Origin of the sequence: Sporofaciens sp. JLR.KK001 (genome assembly GCF_036941055.1) — a bacterium.
Classification (GTDB): Bacteria; Bacillota; Clostridia; order Lachnospirales; family Lachnospiraceae; genus Sporofaciens.
Map to the genome: position 1 here is coordinate 2,564,505 of NZ_JAYMNO010000001.1, position 21,703 is coordinate 2,586,207.

Here is a 21,703-nt window from a genome sequence, read left to right on the forward strand (position 1 = left end):
AGGAGCTATGATGTTAGGAATGTGTACTACTGCATATGCAAAGGATGAAAGTAATGTTAAACAGTATAATAGCATTCAGGAAGTATTAGAAGAAAATGAGTCTATGCAGGATCTTATTCTTTCAGATGAGAATTTGTCACGTCCGGCAATGGCACCATTGACGAGCATGCAGGTTATGTGGGTGAATTCACAAGATGCAGGAGAAGAACATATATCTGCAGGCCAGTATGCAACAAAGTTGGATCATGGTGGAGATTGGTTTCAGGTCATAACACTTGAGGTTGGATTTAGTTCTGTGCGTTGGGCAAAGTTTAAACATATGGAAATGGAGTCCACCGATACGGAATATGTTGATCTAAATGGTGATAATATCATGGACGGAATATTAAGATTATGGACGATTAATACGAGTTATACAAGTGGTAAATTTGAATATAGTGCGTGGTCTGTTCAAACGTCTAAAGAGTTCAGTACATGGATTAATGTTTTATAAGTTGGGAGATGGATTTTCATGGAAATAGGTTTTTATACAAATAATTATGTGAATACCTATAATAATAAGAGTGTCAAAAACAAAAAGTCATTTGATGGACTGGACATTCTGGGACCGGAAGCACCAAATGAAGTGAAAGAAGCCTGGAATAAAGCGGAGAAAGAATGTGGTATAAATGGGTATGGGTATGGGGTGAATTCAGGAGGCAAGCTTACATGCCTTACGAGTCTGTTTGCCATGTCATTGGAGAGCGCTTATAATGGCGGCGGACGTGATATTCTGGGGACTACTGTACATTCAGCAAAAACAGCGGTTCAAAAGGCACTTGACAGGTTAGGAATACCTCAGGATAGTAAAGAAAAAAAGGAGAAGTTTTTTTACGAATCATTTTTGCGTTATTTAAACTAAGATAAAAATTAGGATAGTGTAAAACGATTTATGAAAAAATCGAACCTCTTTCCTTGGTGTTGACCAATTATATTTTACTTACAGGAACCCGGTGAAGGCTGAATTAGATGGACTTTCAGCCTTCACCGGCTTTCCAATTTTTTTTGATCGCCTAAGCCAAAGAAGGGGGGGATAGGCTAATAACCTCTGTAACCATTGAATTTACTGGGGGAGTCGATTTTGAGCATATAAAGTTTACAGTACCAAAAGTAGTAGGAGGAGGAATAGGTTAATATGAAAATAAGAAGATTTACATCTATGTTATTATCAGCAGTGGCGTTATTAAGCTTTGGGCTAAATGTTGAGGCAAAAGAGATGGAAGAAAGTGCAGTTTATGAAATCTCAGCAGCAGATTTTGAAGAAATTGAGCCGGTAAATGTGAACAAAGAGAATCTCGGCTTTATCCCTGTGGAAGATATCAATACCTCTGTTGAACAAATGATTGCAGAGGAAGCAATAAATACAAAACAGGCAGGAGATCCTTTTGAAAGGATAGAATTTTATTATATGTATGCATACCCCATAGTCCGAAAGGTCGCAACAAAAGAAGAGGGAATTTTGACGGATTATATAAGAGGAGTAACTTCACAAACAGCTAGCAATTTATTTGCTGCTTATAATGTAGAACAAACACAAAAAATGTACAGAGAGATAGTTGCAAGTGGATTTGATATTCTGGGATGGCAAATAAAAGTTAATTTCCGATTTGATTTTTATAGACCGCTTACATGGAAGTTATCAATAGATGGTGGTGAAGAGACAACTGCTAATGTACCAGAACCACATAATCCGTATCAAAGATATACATACACATATAACTCATTTTTTAGAACAGATCCGCTAAAATATTATAATACTTCTTTTAAAGGAAGCGTGAGATATTATGGTAAATCCACGCATAAATATGCAGATGAAAACTTTAGTGCGATGTTAGCCTTTAATACACCGAATTAACATTAGGGGGAATTAAATTGACAATTGAGAGCATTAATGGAATCAATATTTACATGGTCACTGCAAATGATGTGAAGTGCAAACCATCATATTTTGTAGAGAAGAGTCAGTCCTGGGTGGAAGGAGAGAAGGGAGGAACAATCTCAGAGACAGAGATTGATCGATTGAAAGAGAAATACAATTCATCAGATATGTCAAATGAGAAGAATATTGACTTCTTAGGTGAGTTAGTGAAGCTAGGCGTACTCTCTAAAGCTACAGCACGAGACATATATTATGGGTTCGCACCGATAGATATCAGATCTGAGAATATAGGAAACCCGCAGGGATTACTACAGAAAGATTCAGGTGATACGAAGATGAAACCCGCTACAGGATGGTCTTCATCATCACGTGGATATGATTATTATGAAGCATTATTTGAGCAGGTTAAGAATGTTACTACAGTAGATCAAAAAGAGTCATTGTATCTTAAGGATTATTCAAATTACTTGAGAATCTTAGGACAGATTAGAAGTTAAGTTTGAAACAGAAAGGTAGCAGATAGAAAAACAATATGTTTGCATTTTGCTCTGTTATTTTATTGGTAACACCAATACAGACATTAATTCATTAGTCTCAAGAAATTAATATTATGAAATTACAAAGAATGAAAAGTTTTATTAGATTTCGCAGAAAGGAAGGCTATATCTATGGTAATCAAAATGAAAAGAATAATAAGCTTGTTATTAATGTTAACTATGTTAATGGGAATGTCTGTAACGTCGGTTGCTGCAGAGACTCCTAATAGTGCAGAACCTCGATCTGAGCTTAGGGTTGCGGCACCGCCAATTACAAGTCTTAGGGTATTGCCAGGTTGGTATTATGATAAAACAGAAAGATGCATAAAATTTGTTATTGAAGAAATGGGAACCGGACCAGGAAGTGTAACTTTGAATGGAACAAAATTGATTGCGTATAAGACAGATGGAATAATGAATTCTTCTAACACTTATGCTATAGGCTGGAAGATGTATTATAAATCTCAGACAATATACAATCCTGGAGTTTACAAATTGAAAGCTATTTTTAATTCGACGAATGGAACGCCCAAAATATGGAACTTGGATTATACGTTTAATCTTACGGAGGAACATTTTAAATGATAAATACTTCTTTTAGAAATTATTCCTCGGTAATGGATCAATCAAAATACCAAGCATCGAATAGAAACAGGAAAAATAGTTCGAGTGATGTATTCAAAACTAGCATATCTGGTAATGCGGTTTATATTGAGCAAACCCCCGTTGAAATAGGAATCAGTTGGGACGATGTGAATAAAATACCAGGTAAATACGCTTTAAAAGATGGTAACTCAATTTCTGTTTATCATAGTATAGGCAATTGTGGGTATAAGTTTTTTCATGCTGCCGAGTCTACGGATGATGCTCCTGTTTTGGTTGCAAAAGGTGTGGATGAACATGGTAAGTATTTTGAAGAAAAGATCAATGTGAAACAAATTAATCCATATAATACAAGTACCCTTGAATTGCAAGCATTGGCGCATTTCAAACCAGGAGACAGAACCATAGGAAATCCTTACGATTGTATGCAAGGGCAGGAAAAAGGACTTCGGGAGAGATTTAATTTTGTTTCTGGAACTCAGACATTGATCAATGCATGGAAGAGGATCGGTCATGCAGGGCAGGCTGCCCAATGGAGTGATGAGCTTAATTTCTTGCTCAGTTATACGGAGAATACTGTTAGCACAGGTAGTATTGAAAACAAATATCCGTTAAATGTTTCTTTTTTTGAGAGTATTTCTGAGGAATCCAAGAAAAATATGGAATTATACTGCAATGCTGCAAGAGAGCGACTGGTTACAAGTATGGCAAAGAAATGTTCGGAAGATCTTTTAGACCTTTTATAGCAGCGGGTAAACAGAAATATATTGGGGAATAACACAGAATTATTCTAGGTAACAGATACGAAATCAGTTGATTATGGTAGCAGAACAATCGCGTATAACGGATTTCAGGAGTTAATGCTCATGGGAAACGACATTCGTAAGCTATATAGCAAGGCAGGCGTAATGCTACGCAAGCATTTGTGTACAGAGAAAGAGTTTTTTTGCTAACAAAAATCCAAGCTAAGAACGTGGAGTGATAATCTGTGTATTTCCCGATAAATCAAGATTAAGAGATTTGAGAGTTTTCTCTAAATCTCTTAATCTTATGTGGGGAGAAAACTTGTAGATAGTATTTGTTGGTGTTTTTATAATCTGATTTAGTATTTAGGATGAGAAAAGATAGCATAATGATTAAAAAGGGGTATAGACATATGGAATGATATTTATTATAATCTACATTTATTAAGATTATTTTATGATATACAACATATGTTTGGTATGCAGGAGAAAATTCCTAGAAGTGGGGTTATATAGATGACATAGGTAAAATGCGTCTGGTTTCTACCAGATGTTTTTTTATGGGAAAAAAGGGGGAATAAAGATTATTACAACTGAATCAAAGAATGCGGATTTTTGAAGGACAATTAAATTAGGGGAACTGATGAAACGGAAGATATGTGGAGATAAGCCATATATTTCCCATTTTTCAAAGAATAGTTATCGTTCAAAAAGGACGTACCTTTTGACACATAAATCATATTATTTTTTATTAGGATTTTTACCCATTGTCCGTAAAAATGCATTTTTTGCTGTCAAAATTATCAATTGTAAACAAGAAATATTCCTTAAAATTGTGGCAGTTTACCTTTTACGCAGTAAGAGGAACCTTTTGCGTAGCATTTGTAAATATTTTAGGGTGTTTACCGATATATTAATAGAATTACAAGGGAGAGATGTGAAATGATGGCAGTCGCTATATGCGAGGATGAAGGCTGAGCACTCTCGGAAACTCAATAGAGAATAAGCAGGAAAGGGTTGAGTTTCAGAAATGAGAGGGATAAGGGATGGATGATTATGGGGCTTGAGCAGTCCAGAGAGCATAAAGAATAAAAATGTGCATGACTTTAAAACCTGTCGGAAAACAGGCCTGAAAGAATCCAGAAGCAGGAAACTTGGTTTATGCCACTGCCTGCACCTGCTGTTTATAGCGGGCATCCAGATGGATGCAGATTCCAATCATGGTTGTCATGAAAGAATAATGCTCCTTTGTGTGTATGAACATACGGTGCAGTCCGTAATCATTGAGGATGCGGTTGTTGATACGTTCCGTGGCGGTGCGTTGATTATAAATCTTCTTATAAGCATCTGTGCCGCGGGGGACGTCGGTGTAAAGCCGGATATCCCATTCGGGCCGGGTTTTGACGACTCTCCCATATTTGGAATCGGTGCAGGAGTTTTTACATTTGGAACAGTGATCTTTCCCATAGGGGCAGCGCCACATGAGGTAACCGCTGGATCTGTCATAACCGTTAGGCTTCATGCGCAGTTTTTCCTGACATAAGGGCGTTCCATCTTTGTCAATGGTGATGGTATCAGGAATTGTTTTTGGCCGGCCGCATTTGTCGTTCAGGTCGATGAAGGCCCGTATTCCCCTGCTTTTAAGGATCCGGTAGGTGGGGTAATTGTCCATTGCAGAATCCAGGCACATATTCGAGGTGGAAACAGCCGGCATATGTTTTTCCAGTTCATGGAAAGCGACAAGGAAATTGACCGAATCATGACGCTTTGCGCTGGTAAAACGCAGAAGCAGGGGGAGATCTGTCCTGAGTTCACTGTTATAGCAGGATAATTGGAACAAAGTGTAGCCGAAGTAATATTTTTCCAGGTCGCTGTCCCAGCCCCAGGAAGCATCGGGGTCGGGGAAATGCCGCAGGTTTTCCGGTGCGCCAACCCTGTGGTGCCCGCGTGGGCAGGCATGGGTATGCACGGCGGTGCCGTCTCCGGAAACCGTAAGGTGTTCCCTTGGTATGAGACCGGATTCCATGGAAGGCAGGACAGCCACGTGATAGAAGAAGCGCTGCAGCCGCCCTTCAAAGTTAAAAGGGATATCCTTCCCGCTCATGAGCCGTTTTTCGATAGATTCTGTGATTTTGGGCTTTGCCTCCTGTGCTTTCTGTTTTTTGCCTTTGGGCTTATCTGGCCTTTTGCTGTTCCAGGAAGCCGGAAGCAGTTTGTCCCGCGTATATAAGTCCGTTGGCGGTGCAGTCCAGAGCCTGTCCATGAAGTCAAAATAAGAACCGAGGGGCGGCAGGGAATCCGTAGTGCAGCCGATGAGAGCGGCAAGGAGGCGGTCATGTTTGAGCCTGTCGACCCAAAGGGTAAGGGATAGCTTGGCCAAACCTTCTGAAAATAGAAGAAAGAAAAGGATAAAAGACCTTAAGATTTGTGGCTGGTTCTTAGCGGGCCTGCCAGTGTTGGAGTAAAAGGGCAGAAGGAACTCCATGGCCTTATCGGTATCGAAAAGGCGGAGTTTCTGCCATGGTTTCCAAAGCTCCGTATGGAGCCGGACTCTTTCAGAGGAATCGAAATGGACTTTGGATTCGTTGAGAAAGTACTTGTAATCTTGCATGGACTGCCAGTACTTGATCATAAAGTGCACCTCCTAGTAGTTTAGTTTAATGCTGTGCGTGTGGCACAGACGCTTCTTAACTACAAGGGGCGCGTTTGGTGACTGGCGTATATGGTCACCAAACGCGCCGCACATTTTGACTTATATGTCAATACTTTTTTGAAAATTTAACAAAAATGTTTTCCGGGATATGGAGGAAAGCAAAAAAGAAGAACATGAAAAAAGAGCGGAAATTCGGGCTCAAAGAGTTTCCGAGACCGCTCAGGCTATATTTTGGAGGACCTGCGAAAAAAAGTAGAAAATATATAAACAGTAAATCATTGCCTGTAAGTATAAAGACTTTTACATCGGGTGAGAAATTATTAAAAGAAAAAAAGTTTGATATTGTTCTATTAGATCTGATGCTTCCGGGAATTCACGGGCTTGAAGTGGCAAGACAGATTTCAGACAGAAGCCGGGTTATTTTTATCACATCTTACAGGGAACATGCGGTGGAGGCGTTTGATGTCAATGCGGTACATTATTTAGTGAAGCCTGTTACGGAGGAGCGTCTTTTCCAGGCACTGGACAGAGCGGTTAACCAGACAGAGAAGGTGGATATTCAGGCATTGACAATCATAAAAAATGAAAAACACAGGTAATTTTTATCCGTGATATTTATTATTGCGAAGTATTTAACCATCAGGTCCGAATCCATACGGTGCATGGCACATATGATTATCTGGGCACTCTTGATACGTTGGAAAACATGTTGGATGAACGCTTTTTCCGGTGTCACAGAAGCTATGTAGTGAATATGAGCCTCGTTGCCGGGCAGGAAAAAGGAGTGGCAATTTTGACAAATGGAGGGAGGATATTCATATCAAGGCGGAAACAGACAGAATTCATGCAGAGATTGCTGAATTTCTTTAAAAATGAGGTGATATAATGGAGTCTGCAAAAATTCTTTCTATTGGGTTCTATCTGTGGTGGTTAGGAATCAATGGCTGCCTTTATTTTGCAGAATTCCATTTTATACAAAATTTTACGGGAATCCGTGTAAAAAGGTTTTTGATTCGTTATGTGCTGTTCAGTGATTTTCTTACATTTTTTGTAATGTTTCATCAAAGTCCCGGTGTTTTGAGATTGTTGCTGCATGCAGGGATTATAGTTGGTTTTTCCGTTTTTTGCTTAAAAAGGAAATGGTCAGATACGATTGCTCCGGCGATGATCATTTTGACACTTTTCACTTTTATGGAAGGTTTTCAGACCGTTTTCATGCGCTTTCTTTCAGGATGGAAGGCAGATTCCTGCATGGCGATTGCCATTCAGGTGCTGGTGTCAGGCATATTGACTGTGCTGCTGGTTATGACATTGAATTACGTATCTACAACCTATTCGTATACAGGACGGCAAAGGATTTCTCATTATCTGTATGTATTGCTTTTTCCATGAGTATTTATCGTATGGGCCATTCGTAGCGGTCTGAGTCTGGATATGTGGATGATTTCTGATGTAAATGATTTGTTCTTGGCAAAACGGTCGAATCTATGGGCGCTGATCTGGATTTTGGGCGCATGTGCTATTTTTTTCATCATATTAAGACTGGCGGGCAGGATTGTGATATTATCTATGTAGGAGGCAGATCAAAAAAGACTTGAAGACCAGATGAAAGAGCAATCAGTCTATTTAGAGGAAGCCAAAATGAGAAATGAAAAATACCGTAGATTTCAGCATGATATTGATAACCATCTTTTGGTTTTGTCTGGTTTGATCCATGAAAAGAAATATGAAGAGGCAGAGATATATTTTGAGAATCTGCACAAAGCTTCGGATCATCTGCTGATTGGGGTTGAAACTGGAAATCCGGTCATAGATATTTTTTTGAATGAAAAGATGAATTATGCGAAGTCAAATGGCATTGGGGTCAGATATGACATCCAGTTCTCAGTTGATTGTCCTGTGGAGGATATGGATTTGTGTGTGATCCTGGCAAATGGATAATGCGATTACGGCATGTATGAAAGTCCAGCTAAGAAATGTCAATAGCTAAAATGTGGTGTGGCCTGAATGTTTTCACTCATCTTCCTCCTTTTAGGCGAAAAAAAGACGCATGGTTTACAACTTATTGTTCCATGCGTCTTTTCACGCTACTTTTTTAATGCTTTAAATTTTTGATTATGCCATTTGCATTATTTGTTTTTTTAATTCTTCAATTATATCAAGGGGTAGTTCTGTGTAATCAGCTATATCTTCCAGCGGCATCTTTCCTGCTCGAATCATACGCATAGCCGTCTTTTTTACACCTTTTAACTCAGCTTCATTTCTCATATCTTCCATGATTTTACACATAGCCGCAATTCCTTTCTCATTTTCTTTGAAATATCTTGCTCTTTTTGCAAGTGCCTCATAATTCATATCGTTCGGATTGGTACATGAAAAATCGTGCATTAACTTTCCGATTTCATCATTGCCCCTATATTTACCATTTACATATACGATATGTGATCCGTCACCAAATAATTCCTTTTCCACGTCGATTTCCACATACCTTTGTATGTGATATATAGCTTTATTTTTTCCCATAACGTCATTTTCTGTAATAAAAATAACATAGCTGTCAGGCATTATATTGGTATCTTCTCCTGCTCTTAATATATGTGCATCCAAAAGACTGCTGTTATGTCTTGCCCTCTTTGCACCTGCTCCTGCGTCTTTTCTCTGAATTTCTATATCATATTCTTTAGTGGTACTATCAACCGCGCGAACGTCCAATATTGCAGAACGTCCCTTCAAATTTTTCATTACTTCCTGTGTTCTGATTGATGTAACTTTTATATCCGAACGCTGTAAAACAATTTGAAGTATCAATTCCACACCCTCATAGTTATCTTCAAGACAGACTGTCATAAAATCATCGTCCATATATCTAAATGATCTTATTTTTTCTAAATCTTGTTGATGTTCCTGCTCCTTTATATCCAAAATATCACCTCACAATCTCTTTTGCAGTAGAAACCAATACATAAAATTATTCTGCTACACTTTAATTATACAAAAAAATGCCTATCTTTACAATAAGATTCCCGTTAAGTTTCTTCCTTCCTCCGTTTAGTCGTTACTTTTCACACCCACGCCATCTGTATAATAAAGAAAAGGTTGCTGCTTTGGCGTTAAGCTTTAGCAACAACCTTTTCCTGTTTTAGTTTGGGCGGGCGTTTCCGTTCATATATTTCTGTTATCTTCTGATATACATCTACATTTTGTGCGCGTAACAAATAGACTATGCTTAAGCCATTACAAATATCGTTTAAACTTTCTTGGCTCCGCAGAGTAATTGCCTGCTTCTGTTTTCGTTTATAGACTCTTGCCAATCTTTCACATAGGGAATTATTGGCTGGAACCCGTTTATCATGCAGGAACAATAATTCACTTTCTTTATATTCCCTTAACCGGAGAAATAGATTATACCCTTCCCTATAATACTCAGTCGGCGGCTCATCCTGATATTCTTTCTCCGCCTTGTTCAGGATTTCGTCATACCTTTTCTCGAATCCCTCAACAATTATCGGATCAAGTTCTTTCTCCCCCAACCCATTTCGGTAATGCAGCATCTCCTGGAACAATCCGTGCATCTCCTTGTTCCATTCCAGCTGCGGCTCATTCTGCTCGCTTCCGATCAGATAGCGGCAGTCATGCTGGGTACACTCCTGATGTTTTGTTCCATAACGGTAAAATGTCTTGTCATGGTCATGCAAGACAATCCCAACATAATTCTCAAGCGGCGTTCCTTCTATTCCTTTATGCCCTTTTTTCTCCCTGCCTATATAAAGTGCCACATCTGCGATCGGGGATGCAAGTATAAGGACCTGCGCACTGTGCCCATTTACAGATGCGTTTGTAAAATCTGCATTCATGACCGGAGACTGCATTAGTTTCTTTATAATCTCTTTTTTCTCTTCCGCTGTTTTCGCTGAAAATTCCCTGGTAAGACCATTGATCATGCCGTCGGACAGTTCGATCTCGCCTTTTGTCAATTCTGAGATTAGCTTTCTTATTTTTCCATGGGATACGTTGCATTCATTGCTCAGGAGAAAGGCAAGTGCCTTCACCGTCCCGTCATAGTTCACTTCATTAATATATCCTTCTGGAAATGGAGCATGTACACGGGCTCCGGTTCTTTTGTCACGGTATTCCTTTGTCGTATATTCCATGACCGCTACAGACATCTGGATGACCACTTTCTGTTTCCGAATGATTTTTCCTGTCTCATAATAATTCTCTTTATCCAGGTATTTTGCAGGCGCAGGGATTTCATGTGTCTCTGTTACGGCATGGAGCTTCCTGCGGTGTCCGGCATGGCCTGGCTGTCCGCCTGGTTTCCGGTCAGTTTTTACCCGGCTGTTCGGGATTTTTTTCCTGCCGGGTTTCTGCTGGGAAGAGGGGATGGATGAATTCTCAAAATCCATATTGACCTGCGCAGTCAGTTTTTGGTTCAGGCCTTTTTCTTCTTCTAGTTCCGCCCCTACCCGGTAGAATTCCCGTCTCATATCACGGTATTTATCTAATGCTTCATCTCTCTGGCGAACAACTTCCAGATTCTCTTTTTTGAGCTTTGCAATGAGACGGTCTTTCCTGTCAAGTTCTTTCTGACATTCGTGGTAAAGATCATCATTTGCTTCCATCCATTGCTTCCGGACAGACCGGATCTCCTTACGTGCCTGTGCTAATTCTTGTTTTAATTCCCGGATATTTTTTTCAAGTTTCCGAATAATACTCTTATATTCTTCTTCTAATTTCCGGTATCTCTCGCCGGATTTAAATTCGGCGATCTGCTGTGCCAGTGATTTCACTTTGTACTGTAATGCACTTGTATATTCAAATGGATTCATCTGTACTCTCCTTTGATGAATTAGGGGCGGGAATCTAATACCTGTGCCATCGTTCTGCTTAATTCTATTGTCTCTTCCAGTTGTAATGTCAGCATGGAAATATATTCTTCTTTCTGTTCAAGAAGCTCTTCCGAAGTCCGAATGCATTTTTCCTGGATTCGGATTACATTTTCTGCTTCTTTAAGAGCATTCTCCAATTTAGAGATCTGTAATTCATATTTTTTTATAAGTGATGTTTCTTTACTCATTGCTGCCTCCGCACTTGTAATAAAAAAAGTATAGCAGAAATCTGGAAAAAAAGCGAATGAAGGAAATCTGGTATTCGTCATTTTGCCAGGGATAAATCGTTGATTTTTCAAGACAAATGGATATCAAACCACGCAGAAAAAGATGTGAGAAGGGGATTTTAAGACGAAAAACAGAAAAGAGAAAATGTTATCCACAAGAAATACCTGAGGACAAAATATTATTAACATTTTGTCCTCAAACGTATCATTTACTGTGGATAAAAATTTTTTCAATTTCAGCACATTTACCAACACTTTCTAAAAAGCCTATTACTGGCGTGGGTGTGAAAAGTAACGAAAACGCCGAACCCCTTGAAAATACTGGATTAAAACGGCGTCCCCACCATATCATACGGCGTTGCCTGGTACACATAATAATTGAGCCAATTCGTATACAGATTATTTGCCGTAGCCCTCCAGGTGAGCAGTGGTTTGTTCGCCGGGTTATCACCAGTATAGTAATTCTTCGGCAGTTCTATAGGCAGTCCCTTTGACAGATCCCGCTTATACTCACCGTCCAATGTCACCCGGTCATACTCAGGGTGTCCCATAACGAAGATCTGCCGGCCGTCTTCTGCCATAGCAAGGAAGAGCCCCGCTTCATCGGATTCGGCAAGTACCATCAGCTTTTTCTCCGCACGGATACGTTCCATCGGAACTTCTGTATGCCGGGAATGGGGAGCAAGGAATACATCGTCAAACCCGCGGACAAGAGGGATCTTGCGGTTCATCACCTTATGCCAGAATACGCCGAATACCTTCTGATCTACCGGAACCTTATCGATCCCGTAATGATAGTAGATTCCTGCCTGGGCGCCCCAGCACAAATGCAGGGTGGAAGTTACATGGGTCTTGCTCCACTCCATGATCTCCTTCAATTCTTCCCAATAATCAACTTCATCAAAAGGCATCTGCTCTACCGGAGCTCCGGTGATGATGAATCCGTCGAACTTCTCCTTCCTGATCTCGCTGAACTTCTGGTAAAACTGATTCAGATGGCTGGTAGGTGTGTTCTTCGATTCGTGAGTAGACACCGTCACGAAAGACACGTCTACCTGCAGAGGCGTATTCGACAGCGACCTTAAGATCTGAAGCTCCGTGTCCTCTTTGAGCGGCATCAGGTTAAGAAGGCCGATCTTGATGGGACGGATATCCTGATGAGTCGCCCGGTGCTCATCCATAACAAATATATTCTCTTGTTCCAGTATCTCTTTTACCGGAAGATTATTCTGAACTCTGATTGGCATAATAGATAGTTTCCTTTCTCTTATTCATCTGATTCATGCGAATGATAGTACACGCCTTCATCATTCACATAACTCATCGTATCATAGTATTCGGAAGGCGCCGGCAGCTTCTTGCGCTCCAGACGGTTGTTGATCACCATCTGGACAATATAATACAGTACCGCAAATGTCGGAACTCCCATGACCATTCCTGCGAATCCAAACAGCCCTCCTCCAAGGAGGATCGCGACGATGACCCAGAAAGCCGACAGCCCCGTGGAGTTCCCCAGGATCTTTGGCCCAAGTATATTACCGTCAAACTGCTGCAGAAGCAGCACAAATATAACAAAATACACGCCCTGGATCGGATTCGCCAGCATGATGAGTATTGTGCTTGGAACCGCTCCGATATATGGTCCGAAGAACGGAATGACGTTGGTAACGCCTACGATCACACTGACCAGCATAACATAAGGCATCTTCAACAGCGTTAGTCCAACGAAGCACAGAACCCCGATAATGATGGAATCAATGATCTTGCCGATAATAAATCCGCCGAAGATCTCGTTGCTCTTCGTTGTCAGGTGGAGCACCATGTTCGCGTGCCTTGCAGATAACAGTGCATAGACACATTTCTTTGACTGGCGTACAAAGGTCTCTTTGCTGAACAGGATATAGACGGAGACGATCAGCCCGATGATTGCATTGAATAATTCGCTTAAGATATTCAGCACGCCGACCGTCAGATTGGACATCAGTTCATTGGCCTGTGCCATAAGGTCTGTCCGAAGCCAGTCAAGCAGCATGTCTGTTCCTTCCTTCATGCCGGTCTTGATCAATGTACTGGTGGTCGAGTCGTCTAATTGTACCTCGCTCAATTCGGAAACCAGGTCGTTCAACTGTTTAGGCAGAGTCATTACCAGATTGCGGATACTAGAATACAGTTCTGGAATCAGGAGATTGCACAAAGTGACGATCAATACGATCAATAAGACGATTGCTGCTAAGATCCCAATACCGCGCGAGACACTCTCCGCTTGTCCCGGCTTCTTAAGCTTCTGCTTTAAAACAGGAACCAGATATCTGTCCACCTGCTTCACGATCGGATTCAGCAGATATGCGACAACACAGCCGTAGACAACCGGTTTTAACACTCCGAAAACCTTCTGAAATACTTCTGACAGGTTCGTAAGGCGCAGCAATGCGAAATAAAACAGAAGGCTGGCCGCAATCACCAGGAAATAGGTCATACCTCTGCTGAATTGCTGCCGAAGCTTCGAGGGACCGCCTTTCCCAAGCTTAGGCTGATTAAAATAATGTTCCTTATCCGGCTCCTTTATCTCGTCTGGATTCTCCAACGTGGGTTCTTCTCTACTCATTGTATCCAACCTTTCTTTATAACACAGATATAATTATTATACTATCTGGATAAACCAGCGTCAATCTGAGTTTGAAAGAGTTTTTATGAAACAAAGGCTTTGACACATTTTAGATTGATTGTTATAATTAAAGCAGATACTCGAAACAATCTTTCTTTTTAGAAAGCAGGTGATTAATTATATGACAGATAAGCAATTGCGGTATATTAACAGCTTAACTGTTTTTGTAAGGAAACCTAATCTCCCGAAAAAATTATACACAGATTGACTGTATGATAGTATGAATCCATTGAAAATACGGGGTTTTTAGGCGCTCCCTCTTTACAAATATGTGTATAAGTTTTATAATATAAGTAGAAATATTATACACATATTTAAAGGAGCAACGGCATGTCATCACTTGTTTACGTCAAAAATCCAAATGGTAAAACCTATGTTTACAGCAACACTTCAATTTATGATAAGGAAACTAAAAAAGTCAAACACATCCGCAAGAGCATTGGGCATCTGGATCCAGTAACAGGTGAAGTGGTTCCCAACCGCAGGAAAGGCGATGCTGCCCGTAAAAGGGCTCAAACGGAAGAACCTGCTGGCCGCTGTGTTGTGAAAAATACCGGCATACAGTCCCTTTTGGATAAAGCTGTTTCAGACATAGGGCTGATGGAACCGCTCAGTACAGTCTTTCCGGATGACTGGAGATGCATACTGACATGTGCGTATTACCTTGTCAGCGAAGGCGGGGCATTGCGCCACGTTGACCAGTGGCAGCGGATGTATCCATCACCGTGCCGTTCCCTGCTTGCAAGCCAGCGGGTGAGCGAACTCCTTGTAAGGATTACGCCCACACTGCAACAGGACTTTTTCAGCAGGTGGATTGATGTAAACAGCCAGAAGGATGTCTATGCAATGGATATCACCAGTGTATCTTCCTATAGCGAACTGATCGACTTTGTCCGCTGGGGATACAACCGTGACGGGGAAAAACTGCCACAGATCAACCTCCTTATGCTCACTGGTGTCACTTCCCATATGCCGCTGTATTACAGGATCATTCCCGGCAGCATTAAAGATGTGAACGCTCTGGAAGACAGCATAGCTAATATATCCGTTCTGGAGAGCCCAACATGCCATTTTGTCATGGACAAAGGCTTTTATAGTGAACCGAACCTTGACGCAATGTATGCCAGCCATAAAAAGTTCCTGATTGGAGTACCTTTTACTGTCGGTTTTGCCTGCAAGGCAGTGGAACACCACAGAGACAGCATCCGTTCCCATCATAATTACTGTACAGTCTTTGGGGATGGACTGTATGCGGTCACGGAATCTTCCAATTGGAAAGGGCATCGGTTCTATATCCACATCTACCACGATATTTTCAAGGCGGCGTCAGACGAACGGAATTTTGACCATACCCTGCACTGCTGTTATGAAGAACTTATGGCCGGCAGGCATGTAAAGGAGCATGCCTCTTATTATGATAAGTTCTTCTTGATCCATAAAACTCCTATAAGAGGCATCAGGGTGGATTACAATGAGGAAGCCATTAGCAAGCATAAAAGGAACCATATCGGCTGGTTCGTGCTTGTAAGTAATCACATTAAGGATACGACAAAAGCTCTTGAGGTGTACCGGAGCAAGGATGCTGTTGAGAAATGTTTCGATGATCTCAAAAATGATCTTGATATGAAACGTTTGCGTATCCATTCAGCGGCAGCTATGGAAGGCAGAATCTTCATACAGTTTATTGCACTTCTGATCACAACTCGTCTAAAGCAGGTGATGAATGAAGCCGGATGGTATAAAAATCATGATCTTCAAAAAGTAATAAGTGAAATGAAAACTGTCCGTAGTGTCAGTATAAATGGAACACGAAAAAAATACACAACGGAACTTACGCCATTTCAAAAAGACATATATGAGTTATATGGGCTGACACCTTAAACATGTGTATAATTTGAACGGGATTTTAGGAGGAAACTGTTAAAGATGGTTCCCCAGGACAAAAGAGACGAGCTTGAAAATGAATTTGATTGTATTCTTTTAGAAGTTACGGAGCCAAGTGAAAAAAACGATTAGTCAAAAAGGTGTAAAGTCTTTATCCGGTTGTAGGGGCTTTACACTTTTCTATTTATAGGGTGCGCCCAGCTAAGGGCTTGGAATTCGGTGGGTGAAAGTCCTACGGTGTAAGGTACAAGCTATACCGCACCAAGCGAGTCTTGGGTGGACAGCAGAGATGCTGTCTGCTAAGCGTAGACAGCGAGATTGCAGGGCATAACTGCACATAGCTTCGATATGAAAATGAAAGTGGGAAGGCAGAGGTGCTCCTATACACTGAAAGCAACACAACTGTAGTCACTAAGAGCGAGAATACAGTTGCTTCCCCGGAGTTTTGAGGTTGGTCATGCAATCAAGGATTTCAAGTCAACTGGAGGAGGTCTGTCTGGTTCCAGATGAGTTGCGTACATCAGGTATGCGGAACAACTGTCGAAGGGAGAACCGCAAATGGCCAGCAGAAGTCGGATGGCCGAATAGTACACGGTAAAACATACAGTGGAAGTCGAGAAATGCCTGTCCTCGCAGGCTAGCCATGCAAAGTCATATCAAAGAGGAAACATAGACTGTACGCAGAGACAGGAGGAGCTATGGAAACGAAATTGGCGAGAATATCACAACTATCAGGCGAACATCCAGACATGGTATTTACGTCCATAGGGCATTTGATAAATAAGGAATTATTAAAAGAGTGCCACAAGGAAATGGATGGAAAGAAAGCAGTAGGAACCGATGGGATAACCAAAGAGGAATACGGGGCAAGGCTGGAGGAAAATCTGGAAGAATTAGAGGAAAAGCTTAAGAAGAAAGCGTACAAGCCCAAGCCAGCAAAAAGAGTGGAGATACCGAAAGAAAACGGAAAGACACGGCCGCTCAGTATCTATTGCTATGAAGACAAACTGGTGCAGGAAGCATTGAGACGAGTACTGGAAGCAGTGTTCGAACCGCATTTCTATGATGAAATGATGGGATTCCGACCAGGGAGAAGTTGTCATAAGGCATTAAGAAAGCTGAACGGAATGCTGGAAAAAGAAAAGACAAACTGGGTACTGGATGCGGATGTAAAAGGATTTTTCGACCACTTGGACCATGAATGGATAATAAAGTTCATAGAATCAAGAATAAAAGACCCAAATATCATCAGGCTGGTACGCCGGATGTTAAAAGCCGGAATCATGGAAGATTACAGATATGAAGAGACAGAGGAAGGAGCCGGACAGGGTTCGGTCTGCTCACCAGTAATCGCAAACATATATATGCATTATGTACTGGTGTGGTGGTTCAAGGAGAAAATGCAGCCGATCATGAAAGGGTACGCAGGGCTGGTGGTATATGCGGATGATTTTGTAGTCTGCTTTCAATACAAAACAGACGCAGAGATGTTCTATGAATATTTAAAGCGCAGAATGATGCACTTTGGACTGGAAATGGAGGAGAAAAAGACGAGGCTGATAGAATTCGGCCGATTTGCAGAAAGGAACCGGAAAGAACGTGGAGACGGGAAACCGGAGACCTTTACATTCCTCGGATTCACGCATTACTGTTCGCATGGAAGAACGGGAAAGTTCAGAGTGAAGAGGAAGACCAGTAAGAAAAAACTAGCAAAGAAAAGCAAGGAAATAAATGCTACGATAAGAGATATGAGATTTCTACGTATAAACCAGATAGTAAAGAAGCTGAATGAAATCTTAACTGGTTACTATCATTACTACGGAATTACTGACAATTCAAGAAGCCTGAACTCATTCTATAATGTAGTATGGTTCAGGTTATTCTACTGGCTGAATAGAAGAAGCCAGAGAAGAAGCTATACAAAGGAAGGATATAAGGAATTGATGAGACAATTCCCACTCGTCCGACCACGTATCTATGTAAGTATATACGGATAGTTGTAGATGTATTAGCTTTGCAGGGAGCCGGATGCGGGAAAGCTGCACGTCCGGTTCTGAGAGGGGTAAGCCCCGTAAGGGACTTACCTACTTACCAATCAAGGCAGTGGATGATCAGACGTTGGAATTCACGCTGAAGGAGTCCTGCCCGTTCTTTGTTGACCTGGTAAGTATGTGGGTATATTTCCCTGTACAGGAGGCAACGATTGAGGCGAACGGAGATAAGTGGACAACATCTGCTGAATCATATATCGGCAACGGTCCGTTCAAGGTAACGGAGATGAAGGAGAAAGAGAGCTTCACCCTTGAGAAGAATGAAAACTACTGGGATGCAGAGAATGTAACGCTGGAGAAGCTTACCTACCGTTACATCCTGGATGTTGCAACCGCACTGACAGCTTATGAGAACGGCGAGGTTGACGGTGTAAGAACGATCCCGTCCAGCGATATCGCACGGCTGAAGGCAGATAACGCGGGCGTATACACAGCTCCAAGCTACGGTACTGTATATTATGATATCAACTGCTCTGTAGAGCCGTATGATGATCCGTTGGTAAGAAAGGCGCTGAATCTGGCGATCGACCGTGAGGCCCTGATCAATAATGTGGATCAGGTTGACGGAAAGCCGGCATACAGCTTCTATGCACCTGGTTATGTGGTAGACGGCAAGGATCTGACAGAGGGACGTCCTGACTTCGGCCTGTCCTCTACAGCAGACGTGGAGGGCGCTAAGAAAGCGCTTGCGGACGCCGGATACCCAGACGGAGAGGGATTCCCGACCGTACAGTTATCTTTCTATTCTGATGACAATGTGAAGAAGATCGCAGAGGCGATCAAGGAGATGTGGGAGCAGAACCTTGGAATCAAGGTAGAAGTTAGCTCCGCTGACTGGGCTGTATTCTATGATGATGTACAGAACGGCAACTATGAAGTAGCAGCTATGGGATGGAGCGCGGACTATGTGAATCCGATGAGCTTCCTTCCTCTGCTTTACACAGATGATGTGACGAACAACAGCTTCTACAGCAACCCGGATTACGATGCGATCGTAGACCAGGCGAAGGTAGAGAAGGATCCGGCGAAGTTCGGCGAACTGGTAAAACAGGCTGACGAGCTGGTATCAGCAGACTATCCGGTACTTGCCCTGTACTATAAGTCCAACAACATCCTGCTTAAGGATTATGTAGAGGGCGTATATATGACGTCATCCTCTAACATCTACTTCAAGAACGCGAAGGTTCTTGAAAAGTAGGAGAGGACATTGAGGTGCGTTATTACGACGGAAGGCTTCGGGGATATGGTCTTTGACCTGTTCCCGGACCTTGCGCCGATCACGGTCAAGAATTTTGTGGATACGGCTAAAAGCGGGTTCTATGACGGACTTGCGTGGTGCCGGATCGTGGAGGATTATGTGATCCAGTCAGGCTCCCCGGATAATGATATCATGACGGACAGTGAATGGCATATCAAAGGGGAATTTGAGGAGAACGGAATTCCCAATCCGATCCAGCACAAGAGAGGCGCGCTGTCCATGGCGAGGGACGACGATCCTGATACGGCGGGAACGCAGTTTTTTGTCGTTCATAAGGATGCTCATAAGCTGGACGGCCGGTATGCGGCTTTCGGGGAGATGAGCGCCGGGTTCGAGGTACTGGATGCTATTGCGAAGCTTCCGACCTACGGGGCCGAGACCTGGAACAAGCCTGTAGAGATGCCGGTAATCACACGGATTGTAATTGAAGAATAGGGCATATAAGGGAACACCGCAGATCTGAGGAGGGTCTGCGGTGTTTTTGGCTGCGGTTTATTGGAAATATCAATAAGAGAACTTTTTTATTGTAATAATGAATTTGACGCTTAAAAGAAGGGCGTGATATCCTAATTTCGAATCTAAAGAAATGAGGTATACATATGAAGAAAAGATTAGTAGTTTCCTTATTATGTGCTGCAATGGCGGCTTCACTGGCATCCGCCTGCGGCAACACGTCGCAGCAGGCGGACAGTGCATCCGAATCCGGGAGCGCGCAAGAGTCCGGGGACGAAGAAGAGTCTGGTGAAGGAGCAGAAGAAGAGAAGGAATCAGAAGAAGAGTCCGACGGTACGGAAGAGTCCAAGGATACGGTGAAGCCGGCAGAGAAAGCAGAGGTAGAATCTGCGACTGCCGAACAGGTACAGGAATTCATGAAGGATTCCGACGAGAATACGGTACTGGTTGACGCCCGTCCGCAGGAGAGCTATTCTGGATGGGCGCTGGAAGGTGCGGCAAACGGAGGACACTTGAAGAATGCGGCGCTCTTCTCCGCGCGGTGGTTAGACTGTGAGTATGCAGCGGCAGCTCCCCGTGAAGCCTATCTCGAGAGAGCGATGGAGGATCAGGGCATTACGGAAGGCAAGGAAGTTATCGTCTATGATTATACGGGAGAACAGGCTTCCGATGTGGCAGGATATTTTATCGAGCAGGGGATTGAGGATGTGCTGGTATTTCAGGCAGATGAATTGATCGATGCAGGCAAAGACCTGGAGTCTTATAAGAATTATGACAGATTCCTTCCAACAGAGATCGTAAAAAGTATTTCCGATGTAAAATCCGGTAAGGAGAAGGAACTGAGCGAGGAAGCAAAAGCGGTGATCGGCGGTGATTTAAGCAAGGTTGTGCTGGTAGACGTAAGCTGGGGCAATGCGAGAAGCTCTTCTTATTTCTCACCGGGCCATGTTCCGGGTGCAGTTCATATCAATACGGATTCCTATGAGAGACCGCGTGTGTATGTACCGGAGAAGAGATCTGATTACGCGAAGGAGTGGCGTCTGATCTCGCTGGAAGAGTTCCGCGACAGCGTGTGTACACAGTACGGGATCACGAAGGATTCTACAGTTATCCTGACAGGAACATCTACATCCCCGCAGGGACGTCTTGCGTTCATGCTCAGATCACTGGGAGTGAAAGTATATGCCATGAGCGGAGCGCTGACGGCATGGACCTACAACGGGTATGAACTGGATACGGATGCGGATACCCTGGTGATTCCGGAGTCAGTCAAGAGCTTTGGTTCCGATACTATCGCCAATCCGGATGAGATCCTCTGGATGGACGATATTAAGGCGATCCTGAAGGGTGAGAAGGAAGGACAGGTTGCGGATAATCGCGGCGAAGACGAATGGAAGGGCGAGTATTCCGGATATGGTTATCATGATCTGGCAGGAATGATTGAAGGCTCTGTATGGTGTGAGCAGGGGAATGAGGAAGAAGGAGAATTCTTCAATAATGTGGATGAGACGCCAAGGACTCAGGCAGAGCTTAAGGCCTATCTTGAGAGCAGTGACCTTGATACCACGAAGACGATCGCGTTCTTCTGCGGAGACAGCTGGGGCGCTGCAAAGATCTCTTACTGGTGCCAGTCTGTTGATCTTAACAACGTGAAGGAATGGGGCAATGGCTGGATTCCATGGTCCAATGAAGGCAACGAGTTTATCGACCATAACGGCGATAAGGTTCACTACGACAAGTATCTGGATACCGTTGTGGATAAGGACGGCAACGATATGAGAGATGGCGTGAACATCCTTGACGATGCCACAGAGGAAGAGTAG

21 protein-coding genes are annotated in these 21,703 nt (G+C 42.5%); 15 read left to right on the forward strand and 6 right to left on the reverse strand.

Annotation, left to right across the window (positions count from 1 at the left end; genetic code table 11):
- Nucleotides 1-7 precede the first annotated feature (7 nt).
- The 6 genes from VSQ62_RS13210 (at nt 8) to VSQ62_RS13235 (ending at nt 3,803) form a co-directional block, all read left to right on the forward strand.
- Nucleotides 8-493: a DUF4879 domain-containing protein gene (locus tag VSQ62_RS13210; RefSeq protein ID WP_334635349.1), complete on the forward strand. Its 486-nt coding sequence runs from the start codon at nt 8-10 to the stop codon at nt 491-493.
- A gap of 18 nt (nt 494-511) precedes the next feature.
- Nucleotides 512-901 (forward strand): hypothetical protein, encoded by a 390-nt coding sequence (locus VSQ62_RS13215; protein ID WP_159757979.1) that lies wholly within the window; start codon nt 512-514, stop codon nt 899-901.
- Nucleotides 902-1,174: 273 nt separating this feature from the next.
- Nucleotides 1,175-1,894: a hypothetical protein gene (locus VSQ62_RS13220; RefSeq protein ID WP_334635350.1), complete on the forward strand. Its 720-nt coding sequence runs from the start codon at nt 1,175-1,177 to the stop codon at nt 1,892-1,894.
- A gap of 17 nt (nt 1,895-1,911) precedes the next feature.
- A complete protein-coding gene (locus VSQ62_RS13225) occupies nt 1,912-2,415 on the forward strand; it encodes a hypothetical protein (RefSeq protein ID WP_334635351.1) in 504 nt (167 codons plus the stop codon).
- Between the two features lie 171 nt (nt 2,416-2,586).
- On the forward strand, nt 2,587-3,039 hold the full coding sequence (locus tag VSQ62_RS13230) for a hypothetical protein (RefSeq protein ID WP_334635352.1): 453 nt from the start codon (nt 2,587-2,589) through the stop codon (nt 3,037-3,039).
- On the forward strand, nt 3,036-3,803 hold the full coding sequence (locus VSQ62_RS13235) for a hypothetical protein (RefSeq protein ID WP_334635353.1): 768 nt from the start codon (nt 3,036-3,038) through the stop codon (nt 3,801-3,803). The genes VSQ62_RS13230 and VSQ62_RS13235 overlap by 4 nt, the downstream gene beginning before the upstream one ends.
- Before the next feature lie 1,156 nt (nt 3,804-4,959).
- Here VSQ62_RS13235 and VSQ62_RS13240 read toward each other — a convergent pair.
- Nucleotides 4,960-6,432 (reverse strand): transposase, encoded by a 1,473-nt coding sequence (locus tag VSQ62_RS13240; protein WP_334635354.1) that lies wholly within the window; start codon nt 6,430-6,432, stop codon nt 4,960-4,962.
- Between the two features lie 299 nt (nt 6,433-6,731).
- Between VSQ62_RS13240 and VSQ62_RS13245 the strand changes: the two genes are divergently transcribed.
- From VSQ62_RS13245 to VSQ62_RS13260, 4 genes are all read left to right on the forward strand, one after another.
- A complete protein-coding gene (locus tag VSQ62_RS13245) occupies nt 6,732-7,052 on the forward strand; it encodes a LytR/AlgR family response regulator transcription factor (RefSeq protein WP_334635355.1) in 321 nt (106 codons plus the stop codon).
- Nucleotides 7,053-7,102: 50 nt separating this feature from the next.
- Nucleotides 7,103-7,339 carry a LytR/AlgR family response regulator transcription factor gene (locus VSQ62_RS13250; RefSeq protein WP_334637656.1) on the forward strand — a complete coding sequence of 79 codons (237 nt, stop codon included), beginning with the start codon at nt 7,103-7,105 and terminating at the stop codon, nt 7,337-7,339.
- Nucleotides 7,339-7,845, forward strand: a complete 507-nt coding sequence (locus VSQ62_RS13255; protein WP_334635356.1) for a hypothetical protein — start codon at nt 7,339-7,341, stop codon at nt 7,843-7,845. Before VSQ62_RS13250 ends, VSQ62_RS13255 begins: the two co-directional genes overlap by 1 nt.
- A gap of 249 nt (nt 7,846-8,094) precedes the next feature.
- Nucleotides 8,095-8,394 (forward strand): hypothetical protein, encoded by a 300-nt coding sequence (locus VSQ62_RS13260; RefSeq protein WP_334635357.1) that lies wholly within the window; start codon nt 8,095-8,097, stop codon nt 8,392-8,394.
- 174 nt (nt 8,395-8,568) lie between these two features.
- Here VSQ62_RS13260 and VSQ62_RS13265 read toward each other — a convergent pair whose 3' ends face one another.
- From VSQ62_RS13265 to VSQ62_RS13285, 5 genes are all read right to left on the reverse strand, one after another.
- Nucleotides 8,569-9,375, reverse strand: a complete 807-nt coding sequence (locus tag VSQ62_RS13265) for a hypothetical protein (RefSeq protein WP_334635358.1) — start codon at nt 9,373-9,375, stop codon at nt 8,569-8,571.
- Nucleotides 9,376-9,563: 188 nt separating this feature from the next.
- A complete protein-coding gene (locus VSQ62_RS13270; RefSeq protein ID WP_334635359.1) occupies nt 9,564-11,282 on the reverse strand; it encodes an IS66 family transposase in 1,719 nt (572 codons plus the stop codon).
- A gap of 20 nt (nt 11,283-11,302) precedes the next feature.
- A complete protein-coding gene (locus VSQ62_RS13275; RefSeq protein ID WP_120397181.1) occupies nt 11,303-11,530 on the reverse strand; it encodes a hypothetical protein in 228 nt (75 codons plus the stop codon).
- 365 nt (nt 11,531-11,895) lie between these two features.
- Complete coding sequence (gene metA / locus VSQ62_RS13280) at nt 11,896-12,816, reverse strand: homoserine O-acetyltransferase MetA (protein ID WP_334635360.1); 921 nt, start codon at nt 12,814-12,816, stop codon at nt 11,896-11,898.
- Nucleotides 12,817-12,836: 20 nt separating this feature from the next.
- Nucleotides 12,837-14,174, reverse strand: a complete 1,338-nt coding sequence (locus VSQ62_RS13285; protein WP_334635361.1) for an AI-2E family transporter — start codon at nt 14,172-14,174, stop codon at nt 12,837-12,839.
- Nucleotides 14,175-14,564: 390 nt separating this feature from the next.
- Here VSQ62_RS13285 and VSQ62_RS13290 point away from each other — a divergent pair, with 390 nt between their 5' ends.
- From VSQ62_RS13290 to VSQ62_RS13310, 5 genes are all read left to right on the forward strand, one after another.
- Entirely contained in the window at nt 14,565-16,115 is a 1,551-nt protein-coding gene (locus VSQ62_RS13290) for an IS1634 family transposase (RefSeq protein WP_334634052.1), read from the forward strand.
- Nucleotides 16,116-16,816: 701 nt separating this feature from the next.
- Nucleotides 16,817-18,115, forward strand: a complete 1,299-nt coding sequence (gene ltrA, locus VSQ62_RS13295) for a group II intron reverse transcriptase/maturase (protein WP_004070134.1) — start codon at nt 16,817-16,819, stop codon at nt 18,113-18,115.
- Nucleotides 18,116-18,146: 31 nt separating this feature from the next.
- Nucleotides 18,147-19,367, forward strand: coding sequence for a peptide ABC transporter substrate-binding protein (locus tag VSQ62_RS13300; RefSeq protein ID WP_334635362.1), 1,221 nt, complete (start codon nt 18,147-18,149; stop codon nt 19,365-19,367).
- A 9-nt stretch (nt 19,368-19,376) separates the two neighbouring features.
- The gene (locus VSQ62_RS13305) at nt 19,377-19,862 is read left to right on the forward strand and encodes a peptidylprolyl isomerase (protein ID WP_334635363.1); all 486 of its coding nucleotides are present in this window, start codon (nt 19,377-19,379) and stop codon (nt 19,860-19,862) included.
- A 164-nt stretch (nt 19,863-20,026) separates the two neighbouring features.
- Complete coding sequence (locus tag VSQ62_RS13310; RefSeq protein WP_334635364.1) at nt 20,027-21,703, forward strand: rhodanese-like domain-containing protein; 1,677 nt, start codon at nt 20,027-20,029, stop codon at nt 21,701-21,703.